We start from the raw sequence: 15,487 nt of genomic DNA, 5'->3' as shown, positions 1-15,487 counted from the left end.
TTTTTGGTTAAACACCTTTATCATTGTTACTATATGAAACATCAGGAGGTTTGAAAGATGAGAACGAAGTTTTTAGGGATTGCTCCTTATGAAGAATTAAATCATTCTATGAATGTGGTCAGCGATCAATTTGAAGAGCTGCAGGCAGATATTTACACAGCTGATTTGGAGGAAGGTCAAAAACTGGCCGTTGAACTGTTTAGCGATGGGTACGATGCCATTATTTCCCGGGGTGGAACCGCTGATTTGATTCGTAAAGCTGTATCGATTCCGGTTATTGATGTCTCCATCTCCATTTACGATATTTTAGGTGCCATTCGGCTGGCGGAAAATTATACAACGAATTTTGCGATCGTGGGCTACGCCAGTATTACCGAAAAAGCTCATCTGCTTTGTGATATTTTAGGATATAAAATTAAGATCATTACCCTGACCAACACAACGGATACCAGTAAAATTTTGGATGACTTAGTGGAGGAACAGTATGAAATGATTCTTTGTGATGCCATTACTAATCGGCTGGCTTTGACAAAATCATTGAATACCATCTTGATTACTTCAGGTTTTGATAGTATTAAACACGCTTTTACCGAAGCTCTAACGATTGCAACCTATTTAAAACAAGCTCAGCAAGAATATCAGATGTTAGCTGAAAGTCTGAAAAGTCAACGGTCCGACTGCCTGATTATTGATCAGGAATTTCACGTTTTCTTTTCAACCCTTAATCCTGCATTAGAAAAGGCCTTTTTGCTCTTTTTACAAGCTAAAAAATCATTAACAGAGGAAAATCAGTACTATACAACGATTCGGGGAAAATCCTACAGTATTGAACTGAAGCCGTTGCTGATTGACGAACAATTTTATTATAGTTGCGCCATCAATACCTCCACCCCGCCAATTGTGGGAAATCGCCTAGGAATTCTTTATCAAAAAAGAAGCGAAGTAGAGGAAAGCTTGACCACCAAACTACTCTTTACTAAATTTATTCAGCAATCAACTAAGCAAGAGCTGCAGAAGCTGGCTGATCATTATCAAGGCATGATTATTTTTGGTGAAACTGGAACAGCCAAATCCAGTATGGCCTATCAAGCTTACTTAAATAAAAAGACCCATAACAATTTTTTGATCTCCATCGACTCTAAACTAATCAATGATAAAATGTGGAAATTTTTGGTCAATCCGTCAAACGGACCTTTTGTCGATGTGAACAACATTATTTTAATCGAGCATGTTGAACAGCTTTCCAAGCAGGATATTGACCAGCTGATCACAATTATTCAAAACACTCGCCTGCTTCAGCGTAACCATGTCATTTTTACTTATAATACCAATCGTGCTGGCGAAGCAAGCACTTACGAACAACTGATAACGGAATTAAATTGTGCCAGTATTTATGCTCCTGCTATCCGTGAACGTAAAAACGAACTTAGTGTGATTACGACCTTGCTTCTGAATAAAATGAATATTGAGTGTAATAAAGAAATTATGGGTTTTGATCCCAAAGCCATCAAAGAATTCTTATCCTTTGACTGGCCTGGAAATTTGAATCAGCTGCAAGCAGCCATCAAGGAATTAGTGATCCATGCTGCAACTCACTACATCACGGAACACCAAGTTAGCGAATTATTAAAAAAAGAGCGGCTGATTCAATCTTTTTCCATCAGCAATCAGACACCCATAACCTTGCAGCTTACTGCTGAACAACCTACTCTGTTTGACTACATTAAGCAAATTGTCTTGAACGTGTTGGAACAAAACAATGGCAACCAAACAAAAACGGCTGAACAACTAGGCATCAGCCGAACCACTCTGTGGCGCTATTTAAAAGAAGAATAAATGTGAACAGGGCCTGTGACTTTCTATTACAAGCCCTTTCGAAAAGATATTTCCCCGTAAAAAAACCGCCATTTTCAGGCGGTAGAACGACAATTAAATAAGTTAAAAAACATCAGCCTTTACTCCAAAGGCTTCCAATTTTTCAGGATTGTAACCAACACACAGATTATTATCATCAAATAAAATCGGCCGATTAATTAAATTAGGATAAGTTCTCAACACTTGCAATAATTCTTCTGGGGACAGATGACCATAATCCAACGCCAGCTCATTGTAAATAGGTGACCCTACCGTAAGAATCTCATCAATATCATCCACCAGCTTTAAAATAGTGGATAACGTTTCTCTTTGCATCGCCTCGGTTTGCAGATTATAGGATTCAAAATTCACGTTGTTCAATTGCAGCAGCTTTTTGGTTTTCTGACAGTTGGGGCACCCTGGATCAGACAGTACTTGAATCATTTTTTCACTCCTTTGCTTCATTTATTTAAATATTAGTACATTTTTTATTAATGCACGATTTACCACATTAGAATGATCTTTATTTTTTTGTTTATCTATTATATTTCAAAGTATACACTAGGATAATTAATTGGAAAAGCAAAAACCTGTGAATGATTGAACAATATTGATTGACAGTGCTATCGTTTTGATCAAATGCCAAAGTTCACATCACTAGTTTTTTCTGAGAGAGCAACCAGCTTTTCTTTTTATTATAAATAGGACCCTCCTTCTTGGAACAATCAAAAAACCGTCTCTGTAATAGAAACGGTTTTTGACGTTTTATTCGTCGTCCTCATCATCGTCTGAAGCAATTACATCATTGACATAAGCAATATTGCTAGCTCCAGCCTGAACCAAGGACATTTCAGTCCCAACTAATTCACTGTTAATGAAATCAATGACCATCGGCATATTCATGCCAGCATACAGTTCAATATCCTTTCCTTCCATAATTAGGCGGGAAACGACATTACAAGGGGTACCGCCCATCAAATCAGCTAATACTACAAAATCGTTCAAATCTTCAATAGCTGTCTCGAACTTTTTACGGAAATCCTCCGGCGCCTCTGATTCCAGTAAAGCTACCGTATGAATATTTGCCTGCGGTCCCATGATCATTTCTGTACTTTTCTTTAATTCTTCACAAAATAATCCATGACTAACTAAAACTAATTGTTTTCCCATTTGTCCTTCTCTCCTGTCTAAATTATTTAGAAATTACGCCAAAGGCAGATAGAGCAACACAGACAACTAATACAATGAAAATCGCTTTAGTAGAGGTCATATTCTTCTTGCCCAGCATCCAGTAAACTGCACCAACGATACCTGCTGGCAATAGACGCGGCAAGATCATATCAATATTATTTTGCATGTTCAACGTAACATCACCAATACTTGGTGCCCATGAAAACTTCACGTTAACCATCGTTGCGACTAACGCACCGACCATGAATACTCCTAGTAAAGTTGCGGCATCAGTTAATGCTGTTAAACGATGCTGCATAGTGGTAACTAAGGAAATTCCTTCCTTATAAGCAAATTCCAGCTGCTTCCAGCGGAAAATCATTACAGCAATTTGAGCAATAATCCAGATAAAAATTCCCGTTGGGTTGCCGTTAATTGCCATATTTGCTGCCAAAGCACCAAAGATAGTTGGAATTAATGCAGCAAAAATGGAATCGCCAATCGCGGCAAAAGGTCCCATTAAACCGGCTTTCAAACCAGAAACTGTTTGCTTGGCACTAATGCCTTCTTTTTCTTCAATCGCTAAATCAATCCCGGTAATAATGGTATTGAAAAAGTTGGAGGTATTGAAGAATTGAGTATGGGTGCGCATGACTTCCTTCAGCTCTGGCGTATCATCTCCATAGATTTTGCGTAATTGCGGCAGGATCGTGTACAAATAGCCTGATCCTTGCATTCGTTCATAGTTCCAGCCCAACTGGAAAGTGAACAAGCTTCGGCGATTGATTTGTTTAAAATCTTCTTTTGTTAACTTGTAATTAGATTTCGTCATCTTCAATTTCCCCCTCGTCTGAATCGCTGCCATTGCTGTGGGAAGCTGGTGCACTTGGTACCATCTGTCCGTTCTTATAGCTGATCGCTGCTAATGCAAAGCCGATTAAAGCAATCGCCAACATTGGTAATGAATTGAAGACTCCTTCAAAATCCTTAACAACACTAGCAACACCGCTGCCTAATAATTGCATATTGGTAAAGACTGTTCCCAGTAATGCGGTAAGTGTAAAGCCTAGAATCAAGTAAGGGAAGTGTTTTTTCACTGGCAAGTAACGTAATAGAATCGCAAAACCGACTGCTGGCAATACGGCACCGGCTACGGATAAGCCATCACCTAACCATTTCAAATCTCCATTCAAGACTGCCACAACTCGTTCAACCAATCCACCACCAAAAGCTAAGGCTAAGAATACTGGAATCATCCGTGACAGAGACCATGGAATAGCTCCCATTAAAAAGTTGCGCTCAATACCTTTATAGTTCATATCTTCAACTAATTTATCGATACGGTGAGCAAAGAATGTATTCGCAAAACGAGCTAAAATATCCAATTGAATCATCAAACTTGCTACTGGTACCGCAATTGCTGCAATCGCCTGTTCTGGATTCATTCCTAAGGCAACGGAGAATGCGGTCGCCAAGACTGTTCCTGAGTTGGCATCAATTTTGGAAGCACCACCAAACGTTCCAACACCCAATACTGTTAATTGCATACTACCACCGATAATCAATCCGGCTTTAAGGTCTCCCATAACTAATCCGGCAAACAAGCCAGCAAACACTGGTGCACTTAGCGATGAATAAATTTGCAGTTCATCTAAAATTTGATACCCTGCATATAATGATAATAATAAGATCTGCCACCATAAGATATCCATTTTACTTCCCCCTTATTTTTTTAACAGACTCATAAAGTCTTCTGATTTATCACTCGGAACCATTTGTGCCACCAAACGAACACCCTTAGCATCTAACTGGTTAAACACGTCAACATCCTGATCCACAACATTAATCGATTTAGTAATCGAACGTGTTTCATCCGTTTGTGACATATTGCCTACATTAATTTCGGTAATCGGCACACCCAGCTCGACTAATTTCAATAAACGATCTGGTTTACGAGCGATAATCAGCAAACGTTGAGAATCATATTTGCCTGCTAAAATATTGTTGGCTGCTTTTTCAACTGGCAAAACACTTAGCTTAACTCCCGCAGGTGTCGCCAGTTTTAATCCACTTTTTTCAATATCATTTTGAGCAACCTCATCGTCTACTACCATGATACGACTGATGTTTAATTTAGTTGTCCATAAATTTGCCACTTGTCCGTGAATCAAACGTCCATCAATTCTTACTCCGATAATACTCATTTTTCTCCCTCTTTCATCTCTTTATAAATTGGTTTAGCTGTTAATTGGATTTCCGATTGGTACGTGCCTTCCGTTTCAAAAACAATAATTTCGTTCAACCCGGTGTTTAGATAACCTTTAGGAATATACAAGGACAAAGTTGGTCCTACTTCCCAGAAACGGCCAATATTTACTTGATTAATAAACACAACACCTTTGCCAAATCCTGACAGATCAATAAAGCAGTCCTCTACTTCCTCAAATGTCACCTGATAGCGATAGAAACTTGGCTGCTGCGGTTGCCATTCCTTGGAAAAATCAATTTGTTCCACATTGTCCAATGGCAGGCAATACTGCTGCCAATTGGTAATAAAATGTAAATCCGCCATCACACCATTACGAATCCCTTTGCGTTGAGTATCAGCAAATAACTTATGCCCGTAATTTACTCGTCCCATATTCTCCATCAAAATATCCAGCTGATTTTCCGGCTGCTCCATTTCAACAAAAATATCTTCGCCAATTTCTGTCTGGTATTGGGTCGCCTTCAAATTTTGATTTATATACATTTGTGCCCGATCGCGACCATCAATAATTCGAAGTCTTTCTTTTTCAGCATCCTTTTCAATTGTCGTCCGGTAAAGCAGATAACCCGTATTTTGTCCCAGCTGCTCCATCCCTTGCGGATATTGAGAGCTGACTGGCTGACTTAGTGTGTCTACTGTTGCGAATAAGCTGACTTTTTCGCTTAAAGGAATTGCTTTTACTTCTGCACCCTTCTTAATTAGCGGGGGCATCTGCTGCAGCTCAGGATAGTTCTCGTGGACCATCCGTTGAATTGCGTAATACTTTTCAGTTGGGTTGCCCTGTTCATCCAATGGTGCCCCGTAATCATAAGAAGTGATTTGCGGCAAATCGATCGTTCCACGAGCTGAACAGCCATTCATAAAGCCAAAGTTTGTTCCACCATGGAACATGTAAAGGTTAATGCTGCCGATTGCTAAGACTTCCTTAATCGCTTCGGCTAATTCCTCAGCATCCCGCTGCACAATCGGTTCCTTCCAGCGGTTAAACCAGCCGTCCCAGAATTCCATGCACATCAGGGGCCATTTTTTGTCATGTTCAGCAAAGAAGCTTTCCATATCAGCAAAGTTTTTCTTCGCCTTCGAACCGAAATTTCCAGTAACTAGAATATCTTCATCAATCATGCTGCCAGCTCGCAGGGTTGCCCGCCAAGGTCCATCTGAGGTAAAGAAAGGAACGTCAATCCCTCTTTCCTGCATCAGATCCCGAACAGCTCGTAAATAATTTTTATCCTCACCGAAGGAACCGTATTCATTTTCAATCTGAATCATCAAAACATTGCCGCCATGAGTCAATTGATGCGGAACAATTTTTTCTATCAGTACGTCGTAATAATCTGCCACATTTTGCAGATAAGACGGATCTGAAGAACGTATTCTGATAGGTTCGTTTAACAACCAAGCCGGAAATCCGCCGAATTCCCATTCAGCACAAATGTATGGCGATGGTCGAACGATTGCGTACAATCCTACTTCTTCAGCAGTTTTTAGAAATTTTTCCAAATCCAAAATACCGTCAAACTGATACTCGCCTTTTTTCGGCTCGTGCAAATTCCAAGGAACATAGGTTTCGACTGTATTAAAGCCTAATGCCTTTAAGTTATACAGGGAATGATACCAATCTGTCGGATGTACCCGAAAATAATGAATAGCACCAGACATGATTTTAAAAGGTTGACCATTTAGTAGAAAATCTTCTTTTATTTCAAAAGTATTCAAGAATATGCTCCTCCCAGAAAACGTTTTCAGTATATTAATATATTAAATTTAGTCAAATAGAAAGTCAACAGTATTATTAACTCAAACTTATGGTAAAATCATGTTTGACAGGGTATACGATAAAATACTAACCAAATTTTTAGGATTTATTCATAATTGGAGGCCGAACAAATGACAATCCCAAAATACCAAATCATTAAAGATGAGCTGAAGCAGCAAATCATTGCTGGCCGCTTCGAAAACGGCGATAAATTTTACACAGAAGCCGAATTAGTTAAACTGTTTAACGTCAGCTCTATCACGGTGATTCGGGCATTAAATGAACTAGTAAAAGATGGTTTCATTGTTCGCCATCAAGGGCGCGGCTCCTTTGTCTCCCGGGCTCGCAAAGGCAAGCTGGTAGAATTTTCCGACATTGAGTTATTCCCGATTAATCACGATCAGGTCAAGGTGCTTAGTATTACCCGGGGCAATGACGCGGACTATCTTAATCGACTGGAGCTGCCGGAGACAGCCTTTTATTATTGCATTGAACGTGTTCGAACAACTGGGAATGTGCCCTACATGTATCATCAAACCTATTTGCCTGAGCAATATGTGAATCCTAATTATCCTGATTTAAGCTATTACAATTCGGTTTATCAGCGCTTTAAGCTGGATTACAACATTCATATGAACGATGAGACCTTCGTTGAGACCAACGAAATCAAGTTTCCAGCACCTGACAAGGCTTGCGAAAAGCTGCAAATCATTAAAGAAGAACCCATTGTCTTGCAAATCAGGATGACCAAACGAAAAGATACTGAACAAATTCTTGAATACGTTGAAACCTTCAAAAAATGGAACTTCTACAAAATTGAATTGGTTTCTAATCCGAACTAGTTTGGTTAGGCTGAGCGCTTAATCAAGCTTTTTTATTTGAATTTCTTTCATCAGCTGGTTGAAATCATCAGGATCAACTTGCCCGGTTTTGACTTGCATTGCATTGGCCATTCCAGCTGCCATACATTCCTTCATAATCAGCTGAGGTTCGTGTTTCTGAGAAATGCCATAGGCTAAACCGGCAATCGTGGCATCGCCAGATCCAACAGGGTTGACTACTTGAATATTGGGAATCGCTACTCGATAAAATTGGTTTTGATAGTTGATCAGTGCACCCTCTTTCCCCAAAGAAACCACAATCCAGGTAATCCCAGCAAAAATTGGCTGCTGCAGCGCCTTTTGAATTTCTGTTGGACGATCAATTGCCAAGGGTTGTCCTAGCAGATCACTTAATTCATCCAAATTCGGCTTAATCAAATAAGGTTTCACCTCACCAGCTAGAACCTGTTTTAGACTCTCCCCAGATGTATCTACTAAAACGTTCACTTCTTGTTCTGCTGCCAGTCTAACCAAAGTCTGATAAAAGTCCGCAGGTAATCCTTTGGCTAAACTGCCTGAAATTGTAACCAGCTGAGCTTTCTCAACTAATTGCTGGTACTTTTCTAAAAAGTCTTGCTGCTCTGACTCCGTGACAGTGGGTCCGGGTTCTAAAATCTCTGTTTGATTGCCCTCATGGAGGATAGCAATCGAATCCCGAGTTTCCCCTTCAATTGATGCAAAGTCGTGGGTAATTGACGCTTGATCTAACTGCTTTGCCAAAAACTTTCCATGAAAGCCGCCCAGTACGCCAGTAGCCGTTACTTCGCCGCCCAAATCATGAATCACTCGAGTAACATTCAGGCCTTTTCCTCCAGGAGTTTTGGATACTTGTTGTACACGATTCACCTTATCGAGAACAAACTTGTCTAAGGGATAAGAGATATCAATGGATGGATTCATCGTTACTGTTAAGATCACAGACTTTCCTCCTAATCGATCACTTCTGCTTTGTCATGCCATGAGCTGGCGGTCTGATTAATCACCCGATTGAGGCTTTCAATGTTTTCACGACCAACGGTTTGCAGCCATTCGCGACCAGCCGCTTCCCCTAACTCAGTAAATGGTTTGACACCGTTCTTCCACGTTGCTCGTCCACATAGAACACCGTTAAAGGTTGATCCAGCTTCTTTGGCAAATACCAGCGTTTGCTGGAATAATTCCGTTGAAACTCCCGCACTTAGAAAAATAAATGGCAAATTTGTTGCCTTGCTTTGTTCTGTAAAATAAGCCGCTACTTCTTCCTTGGTATAGGCTGTTTCCCCTGGAGCAAAGCCTTCAACAAAGTTCATATTAACGGGTACTTCTACCTTGAGAACATCCACTTTGTATTGAGGTTTAGAGAATTCTTTCATCATCGTGATGACTTTATGAGGTTTTACCTTGGCATACTTCAATGAATTGGCATCACTGTTCTCCACATCGTAAGAAACTAGTTCCAGATAAAAAGGTAAATTTTCTGCTGCACATTCGCTGCCTAATCGTTCAATAAAGACATGCTTTTGGTGATTGATTGCTGCGTCTTCATCGACATCATAGTAAAGCAGAAATTTAATAGCATCAGCGCCTTGTTCTTTCAGCCGCAGGACTGACCAATCAGCCAACAAATCAGGTAAACGACCTGGCGTAGCAGCATCGTACCCGGTTTTTTCATAAGCCAGCAGCAACCCAGCTTCCTTATGACGTGCCTTCGCTGCCGGCAAGCCGTATTCTGGATCCAATAAAATAGAGGAAGCATAAGGTGTCAACTCACTGGATACCAGCTTTTTAAATTCTTCAATATGCTGGTCAGTTGGTTCTACCTCCAGTGCCTTAATCATTTTTCTTAATGCCCCTCGTTGATCAATTGCCAAGGCACTGATGATTCCATCCTTGGTTGATAAACGATCCATAGCGGCCTTTTTTTCTTTCGTTAATTTCAACATCTTCTGCCGTCCTCCTAGTTATTAAATTCGTGAATCGTAACGCCCTTAACTACACGGTTAACTGTACCAGTAGGAGAAGGAGTATCCGGTTTGTTTTCTACCTTTATCGAGGTTAATAAAGCTACTGTCTGGGCAACCATTACGTAAGCTAGCGCTAGATAGCCATCTGGCAGCAAGGTTTGGTCAGCAGTAAATTCAAAGGTATCTCCGGTAAAGTTGCGGTCACCAGATTGAGTAATCGCAAAGGTCCCAGCAGCAATGCCGTCTTCCTTCACTTCTTCCAACACGTCTAAGTCATAATCACGGGTGTACGGCTGATTATTCACAAAACCAAACATCAAGGTTTGTTCATTAATAAATGATTTTGGTCCATGACGGAAGCCCATCGAAGAATCAAAAACAGTCGCAACTTTGCCCGCGGTTAATTCTAAAATTTTCAGCTGTGCTTCCCGCGTTAAACCAGATAAGCTGCCTGAGCCTACATAGACAATACGATTGAAGTCTCGATCAACAATTGCTTGAATCTCTGCTTCTCGGCTGATTACTTCTCGGCCTAATTTTGCCAATACTTCAATGTAGGTTTGTTTTTCAGCAAGCCCGGTCTCATCAAAGGTCAATAAGGAGCCCAATGTCATGCAAGTGAAGCTGCCGGTCATCGCAAACCCATCATCATTAGAGCGTTCAGGCATTAGGAACAATAGACTGCGGTCATCGTTGCGGCCAATCTCAGCTAGTCGTCCCTCTTCTGCACAAGTGATGATTAAATGATGCAAGGTATCCACTGCTTTATTAGCAACTTCAATGGCTGCAATACTCTCTGGGCTGTTGCCGCTGCGGCCAAAGGAAACCAGTAAAGTTGGTACATCTTGCAATAAGTATTCATGTGGTGCAGCTACGATATCTGTAGTTCCAATACTTTCAAAAATAAACTCCTGATGATTCCCCTGAGCGGTTAAGTAAGGAACCAGTGTATCTCCCACATATTGTGAAGTACCGGCACCAGTAAAAATCACTCTCGTTTTAGCCCCTTTTGCCTGAGCTGTTACTTCAGCCAAAAAGGCTTGAATATTGGCTTGCTCCTTTTTATAAATAGATAAGGTTTCTTCCCATAATTCTGGTTGTTGACGAATTTCCCGGGTGGTGATTTCCGCCCCCATTTTTTCTAATTCTTCTGTAGACAATGAATACATGCTCAACTCTCCTCGTGTTAAATAAATTGGTTACATCTTCATGACTTGCATTATTCTGCGCGAGACAGAATGGACATTCTAGCTATTTCTAATATGCCGAATATTGTAGTGAAACTGATCCGCTCGTGCCACACTTAGTGTAAATTCGATAATTTCATTTTTCATATTGTAGGTTGATCGAGCTAGATGCAGGACAGGTGCCCCTTCATTAATACTTAACAGCTTCGCATCGTCCTTTTGGGCAATACTGGCATAGAGCTCTTCATCTGCTAAACGGACCGTTTGATTGAAATCCTCCGAAAATAAGTCATACAACGGTTTGCGCCGCAGCATTGTTTCATTCAAAGATAAAAACAGCTTAACCGGCAGATAGGAATCCTCTACCATTAAAGGCTCTTGGTCTGCTAGCCGTAGACGACTAAGTTTAAAAACAGCTTCGCCCAAAGGTAAATTCATGTGCTGAGCAATATACTTATCCGCTTCCAGTTTTTCAAAGGACAAAATGCGTGTCTCGGGATTGCGCCCCATGCTGCGCATCTGTTCCGTAAAGCTGTAAGCTCCTGCCAAATCAGCCGCGTTTTTGGTTAGGTCAGAAACGAATGTCCCCTTCCCATGCCGTCGATAGATATAGCCGGTAGCTTCCAATTCCTGCAGAGCCAAGCGAACCGTCGTTCGACTAACTCCATAATGCGCCGTCAATTCCCGCTCAGACGGCAATTTGTCATGGGGAACCATGCTGATTTCAATTCGTTCCTTCAGCAGATCCACCAACTGATAGTACAAAGCTTTGTTCTTAAAGGAATTTTCCATCGTTGTTCTCCCACCTTCATAACTGGTTATAACCACAAGACAAGTGTAAGGTGGTTTTTCAAAAGCTGTCAAGAAAAATATATTAAGCGGTTACAACCAAGTGGTTTTAAATGGCCTATACGCTGATACAATAGGTTTTATAGATAAAAAGCAATCATTAATCTTTTCTCATTTTTATTTTCTCTTTATTTTTCTGCCTTAAAAATCGGCTAAAATCTAATACCAGTTGGCAAATTCCAGATCAAAAACCACTGATCTTTAACTCAAAACGAAGACCAGTGGTTTCTCTTTTCTCTATTAAAAATGTATCGTAAAGCTGGAAATTTCTGGTATCACACCAAAGCGAGCATGAATCGCTGTTGTTCCTAACCCAGTGTTTACGTACAGTTGGGTGTGATCGCTTAATTCATATAGACCGCGAACATACTTCTCAGCTAGGACATTTTTTACCTGATAAAAGGGCAGGCGCACTTGTCCACCATGACTGTGGCCAGCTAATACCAGTTGCGTGTTCGTACCTATGAAGCCATCAGCCACATCCGGCTCATGGGTAAGTAAAATCGAATAATCGTAGTCTTGGCGATAAGCCAAGGTTCCTGATATGGAAGGATTTCCCAGCAAAGAATCATCCAAGCCGCCAATAAAGACCTGCTTGCCGTTCGCTAAAGTGAGGGTTTCTCCCGTATTTTGCAATACATCAAAATTGGCAGCATTCATCACCTGTTCATATACTCGTGAAGCTCCCCCGCCATAATCATGATTGCCCCAAACCGCATATTTGCCAATGGTTGCCTTCATTTGACTCAGCTTATCAATGATTTCCTGCTCATGATCGTATTGAGCATAATTATCGAACAAATCACCGGTAAACACGATGATATCGGGATTTTCCTGATTCACTTTTTTAATTACTTTGTCTAAACGATTGGTGGCATAGCTTTCAGATACTTGAATATCAGAAAGCTGAACCACCTTTACCTCTGCTGGCTGAGTTTGATCCCCCAGCTCTAAACGGTGAACCACCGCCAAATTTGGTTCAATTTTAAATGCATAGAAAGGAATGAATACTAACAGCAACAGCAGTCCAACGCCTATTTTTCGCATCATTTTGTTTCTTCTTTCTGGTTTTCAATCACCGTTTGTTTTCCATGGTCGGTAATCACTGCCGTATGAGGTTGCACTGCTGTGTTGTCCAACTGGTGAGGCTGATCTGAGAAGTTGGCTATGACTGACAAATCTGAACCGTATTTCGTCTCCTGAACCAATTTATCCTCAGTTAAATAGGTGAAGTCTGTCATTTCTTGATTGATGGCAGCCTTTTGGAAAGCTTGCCAATGTTTCGAATTTGCTACAATATCTTGTTTTCGTTCCTGCCAGGTGGCTGCATCCAAGTGCATCAATGGAGGCACGTTGTACAAGTATTCCTTCAAACGACGATTTTGAACCTCACCTTCAATTTTGTAACTATCCCACTCCCAGTGATGCGTAGTAATCACGGATTCGTTATAAACCAGCTTGTACAGAGGTACATTGTATACTGGGTCAATAGTCGTTGCTTTGTATTCTTCCTTAATCGGTACTTGTTTGGCATAACGCGCTGGAATGCCATCCGATAATGCTGCGTAGCCGCCAACATAGTACGGACTTTCTTTATTTTCTCGCATATCAGGATCACTCCAAGCAATTACCGGCGTTTCTAGACCATGAGCAAAAACCATGCCTTGATTAAAGTAGTCGTTCCCAGTTTCAGTGCCAACTATTAGTCCTTTTTCTGTTAAACCAGCCGCTCGTTTTAATCGTGCTTGAACATCTTCACTTATTGAGGTTGGATGCTCAGGGTTAAAATCATTGTAGATTTCACCAGCTGCATCAGTATCTAGAAACCAGGTGTTAAATGGCACCTTCTTTGAAGTTATCTGCTTTAGGCGATACTGCCATTCATCATCAATTAAGGTTTGATTTACCTTTCGCCCCTTGCCTAAAAAGCCAGAAACATAGTCGCCAGAAGGCTTCATGATTGTTTTATTCGCATAGACATCCGCATTATCCTTGAAGCCAGCCGTATTCCAATCGATTGACGGTGTTTCGTGAATGGATTGATAGGAATCATAGGGACCGATTAAATAATCGTCTTTTTGTACCGCTTGAACAAATAGTGGATTAATTAGGCCTTCATTCCAGTTAGCCAAACCTATCCAAGCATGCTCAATCCCACTATTTTTCAGCTCTTGAATCACCTCAGTACTGGTTGCTTGTCCCCATTGCTCCAGCGGCTTGGTACTATCAGCTAATTCGTTTTTTAACAGCTGTTTATTAATAGAAAAGCTGCGCTCTGTCGGCATCTCTGCTTGGATGCTCTGCAAGTATTCCTGATCCTTTTTAGCCAAGGTTGGAAAAACAGCAGCATCATAAAAATCAGTGTAAGCCAAAACAGTATTCAGCCCAGTTAAAATCGTATTCTTTTCATACTTATAAGCCTCTCCCTGCTGCAAAGCAGCTATTGCCTGATCAAATTCCTCTCGCCCATCCTCCGAATGCTTCGCTAATACATCCCCCACATGTTCAAAAAGCTTTTGATGGTCTTGCTTTTGCAGTTTCTGCCAGTTCACATCCTCTGTAGTTAAAATACGATTTTGCCAGAAGTAAATATGAGGTGCACCAATTAATTTATTGATTGAGGGGGTCTTTTTTTCCTTCTCTGCCAACGAAGTAAATTGCTTATTTTCAATCCGATTCTTTTGATAAAGCTTAGCCGCTGCCACCGGATTATTTTCTGACAAATAAACATCATAGGTTTGAGTCTGCTTGCGATTAAAACGATTAAGGTTGGTCTTCAACCGAAAATCCAGATTTGATGTCTCACTAGCTTCGTCCAACTCTTGGTTAAAGTTGTTTTCCATTATGATGGTTGCCGCTGTATTATTTTGAACAGCCGAAACAAAAGACATAGAGAAGCTTTCGTTTAAATCCAGCTCAGCATTCTCCTGAAAATAGCTTTGCCAGCTGGCATCGTCAGCTGGAATACTTTTCCCTTCGCCAATGGGTAAATAGTAGTTGTCCCCTTGGATTTTCGGAAACTCAATGGCTTCTGATTTATCGTTTTGAGGAGTAATTTTTATTTGTAAATGGTCGGTTTGTTTTTTGACTGCCACCTGCAGGCCTTTTTCCGGATACTCCCATGAGATACTGTTCGTTGTCTTTTTGACCTTGGTAACAGCTTGGGCTTCGTTTCCATCGAATGTGAATTGATGGTCTTTGGCAGTCAGCTTCATTTGAAAGGTAGTGGGATCAATAGCGTAATCAAAGTCTTTGATACTGTATTTAGCATCCTCTTTTGCCACTTTTTCAGCATCAAAGCTTAAAGAAAGATTATCAGCTGCAGTTTTTTTTGACTGGGTAACTATGGCTGCCAAACTGCCGGCTGATAAAAGCAAAGCTGCAGTCAGACCGCCAACAATGATCTTCTTTTTCGTGTTATTATCCATAAGTAGTTCCTCCTATTTTACGTTGTTCGCTTTTACAAATAGAAGGATACAAAAGGAATGTGCAAAACTTGTGCAAATTTGATGGAATCAAATAGTTTTGCTTTTCCCAGCTTTCGTTGTTTGGTAGACTAATGAACATACGATGAAATG

The 15,487-nt window shown here is 40.7% G+C and carries 14 protein-coding genes; 2 read left to right on the top strand and 12 right to left on the bottom strand.

From position 1 onward, the window contains the following. Positions 1 to 57 precede the first annotated feature (57 nt). A complete protein-coding gene (locus tag IGI46_RS07425) occupies positions 58 to 1,836 on the top strand; it encodes a PrpR N-terminal domain-containing protein (protein WP_429973182.1) in 1,779 nt (592 codons plus the stop codon). 102 nt (positions 1,837 to 1,938) lie between these two features. Here IGI46_RS07425 and IGI46_RS07420 read toward each other — a convergent pair whose 3' ends face one another. From IGI46_RS07420 to IGI46_RS07395, 6 genes are all read right to left on the bottom strand, one after another. Further along, on the bottom strand, positions 1,939 to 2,298 hold the full coding sequence (locus tag IGI46_RS07420; protein ID WP_429962706.1) for an ArsC/Spx/MgsR family protein: 360 nt from the start codon (positions 2,296 to 2,298) through the stop codon (positions 1,939 to 1,941). A 321-nt stretch (positions 2,299 to 2,619) separates the two neighbouring features. After that, entirely contained in the window at positions 2,620 to 3,024 is a 405-nt protein-coding gene (locus IGI46_RS07415; protein WP_429962705.1) for a PTS sugar transporter subunit IIA, read from the bottom strand. A gap of 22 nt (positions 3,025 to 3,046) precedes the next feature. Beyond that, positions 3,047 to 3,856: a PTS system mannose/fructose/sorbose family transporter subunit IID gene (locus tag IGI46_RS07410; RefSeq protein ID WP_207702104.1), complete on the bottom strand. Its 810-nt coding sequence runs from the start codon at positions 3,854 to 3,856 to the stop codon at positions 3,047 to 3,049. Next, the gene (locus IGI46_RS07405) at positions 3,843 to 4,736 is read right to left on the bottom strand and encodes a PTS mannose/fructose/sorbose/N-acetylgalactosamine transporter subunit IIC (protein ID WP_429962704.1); all 894 of its coding nucleotides are present in this window, start codon (positions 4,734 to 4,736) and stop codon (positions 3,843 to 3,845) included. The genes IGI46_RS07410 and IGI46_RS07405 overlap by 14 nt, the downstream gene beginning before the upstream one ends. A gap of 12 nt (positions 4,737 to 4,748) precedes the next feature. Beyond that, complete coding sequence (locus IGI46_RS07400; RefSeq protein WP_429962703.1) at positions 4,749 to 5,228, bottom strand: PTS system mannose/fructose/N-acetylgalactosamine-transporter subunit IIB; 480 nt, start codon at positions 5,226 to 5,228, stop codon at positions 4,749 to 4,751. Continuing rightward, positions 5,225 to 7,009: a glycoside hydrolase family 35 protein gene (locus IGI46_RS07395; protein WP_429962702.1), complete on the bottom strand. Its 1,785-nt coding sequence runs from the start codon at positions 7,007 to 7,009 to the stop codon at positions 5,225 to 5,227. Before IGI46_RS07395 ends, IGI46_RS07400 begins: the two co-directional genes overlap by 4 nt. Before the next feature lie 171 nt (positions 7,010 to 7,180). Here IGI46_RS07395 and IGI46_RS07390 point away from each other — a divergent pair, with 171 nt between their 5' ends. Beyond that, the gene (locus IGI46_RS07390; RefSeq protein ID WP_429962701.1) at positions 7,181 to 7,891 is read left to right on the top strand and encodes a GntR family transcriptional regulator; all 711 of its coding nucleotides are present in this window, start codon (positions 7,181 to 7,183) and stop codon (positions 7,889 to 7,891) included. A gap of 18 nt (positions 7,892 to 7,909) precedes the next feature. Here IGI46_RS07390 and IGI46_RS07385 read toward each other — a convergent pair whose 3' ends face one another. From IGI46_RS07385 to IGI46_RS07360, 6 genes are all read right to left on the bottom strand, one after another. Beyond that, positions 7,910 to 8,848 carry a hexose kinase gene (locus IGI46_RS07385; RefSeq protein WP_429962700.1) on the bottom strand — a complete coding sequence of 313 codons (939 nt, stop codon included), beginning with the start codon at positions 8,846 to 8,848 and terminating at the stop codon, positions 7,910 to 7,912. Positions 8,849 to 8,859: 11 nt separating this feature from the next. Beyond that, on the bottom strand, positions 8,860 to 9,852 hold the full coding sequence (gene lacD / locus IGI46_RS07380; protein ID WP_429973181.1) for a tagatose-bisphosphate aldolase: 993 nt from the start codon (positions 9,850 to 9,852) through the stop codon (positions 8,860 to 8,862). A 14-nt stretch (positions 9,853 to 9,866) separates the two neighbouring features. Next, entirely contained in the window at positions 9,867 to 11,042 is a 1,176-nt protein-coding gene (locus IGI46_RS07375) for an SIS domain-containing protein (protein ID WP_429962698.1), read from the bottom strand. Between the two features lie 78 nt (positions 11,043 to 11,120). Further along, entirely contained in the window at positions 11,121 to 11,852 is a 732-nt protein-coding gene (locus IGI46_RS07370; protein WP_429962697.1) for a GntR family transcriptional regulator, read from the bottom strand. Positions 11,853 to 12,149: 297 nt separating this feature from the next. Beyond that, the gene (locus tag IGI46_RS07365) at positions 12,150 to 12,959 is read right to left on the bottom strand and encodes a metallophosphoesterase (RefSeq protein WP_429962696.1); all 810 of its coding nucleotides are present in this window, start codon (positions 12,957 to 12,959) and stop codon (positions 12,150 to 12,152) included. Then, positions 12,956 to 15,337, bottom strand: coding sequence for a glycoside hydrolase (locus IGI46_RS07360; RefSeq protein ID WP_429962695.1), 2,382 nt, complete (start codon positions 15,335 to 15,337; stop codon positions 12,956 to 12,958). The genes IGI46_RS07365 and IGI46_RS07360 overlap by 4 nt, the downstream gene beginning before the upstream one ends. Between the last annotated feature and the right edge of the window lie 150 nt (positions 15,338 to 15,487).

Source organism: Enterococcus sp. AZ163 (assembly GCF_050498925.1).
GTDB classification, from domain to species: Bacteria; Bacillota; Bacilli; order Lactobacillales; family Enterococcaceae; genus Enterococcus_A; species Enterococcus_A ferrettii.
This window is presented reverse-complemented; position numbering and strand designations above follow the sequence as displayed.

What these genes read in the sequence shown, in the direction of transcription:
- IGI46_RS07425 (WP_429973182.1), top strand. Translation starts at nt 58, where the DNA reads ATGAGAACGAAGTTTTTAGGGATTGCTCCTTATGAAGAATTAAATCAT.
- IGI46_RS07420 (WP_429962706.1), bottom strand. Translation starts at nt 2,298, where the DNA reads ATGATTCAAGTACTGTCTGATCCAGGGTGCCCCAACTGTCAGAAAACC.
- IGI46_RS07415 (WP_429962705.1), bottom strand. Translation starts at nt 3,024, where the DNA reads ATGGGAAAACAATTAGTTTTAGTTAGTCATGGATTATTTTGTGAAGAA.
- IGI46_RS07410 (WP_207702104.1), bottom strand. Translation starts at nt 3,856, where the DNA reads ATGACGAAATCTAATTACAAGTTAACAAAAGAAGATTTTAAACAAATC.
- IGI46_RS07405 (WP_429962704.1), bottom strand. Translation starts at nt 4,736, where the DNA reads ATGGATATCTTATGGTGGCAGATCTTATTATTATCATTATATGCAGGG.
- IGI46_RS07400 (WP_429962703.1), bottom strand. Translation starts at nt 5,228, where the DNA reads ATGAGTATTATCGGAGTAAGAATTGATGGACGTTTGATTCACGGACAA.
- IGI46_RS07390 (WP_429962701.1), top strand. Translation starts at nt 7,181, where the DNA reads ATGACAATCCCAAAATACCAAATCATTAAAGATGAGCTGAAGCAGCAA.
- lacD (WP_429973181.1), bottom strand. Translation starts at nt 9,852, where the DNA reads ATGTTGAAATTAACGAAAGAAAAAAAGGCCGCTATGGATCGTTTATCA.
- IGI46_RS07375 (WP_429962698.1), bottom strand. Translation starts at nt 11,042, where the DNA reads ATGTATTCATTGTCTACAGAAGAATTAGAAAAAATGGGGGCGGAAATC.
- IGI46_RS07370 (WP_429962697.1), bottom strand. Translation starts at nt 11,852, where the DNA reads ATGGAAAATTCCTTTAAGAACAAAGCTTTGTACTATCAGTTGGTGGAT.
- IGI46_RS07365 (WP_429962696.1), bottom strand. Translation starts at nt 12,959, where the DNA reads ATGATGCGAAAAATAGGCGTTGGACTGCTGTTGCTGTTAGTATTCATT.
- IGI46_RS07360 (WP_429962695.1), bottom strand. Translation starts at nt 15,337, where the DNA reads ATGGATAATAACACGAAAAAGAAGATCATTGTTGGCGGTCTGACTGCA.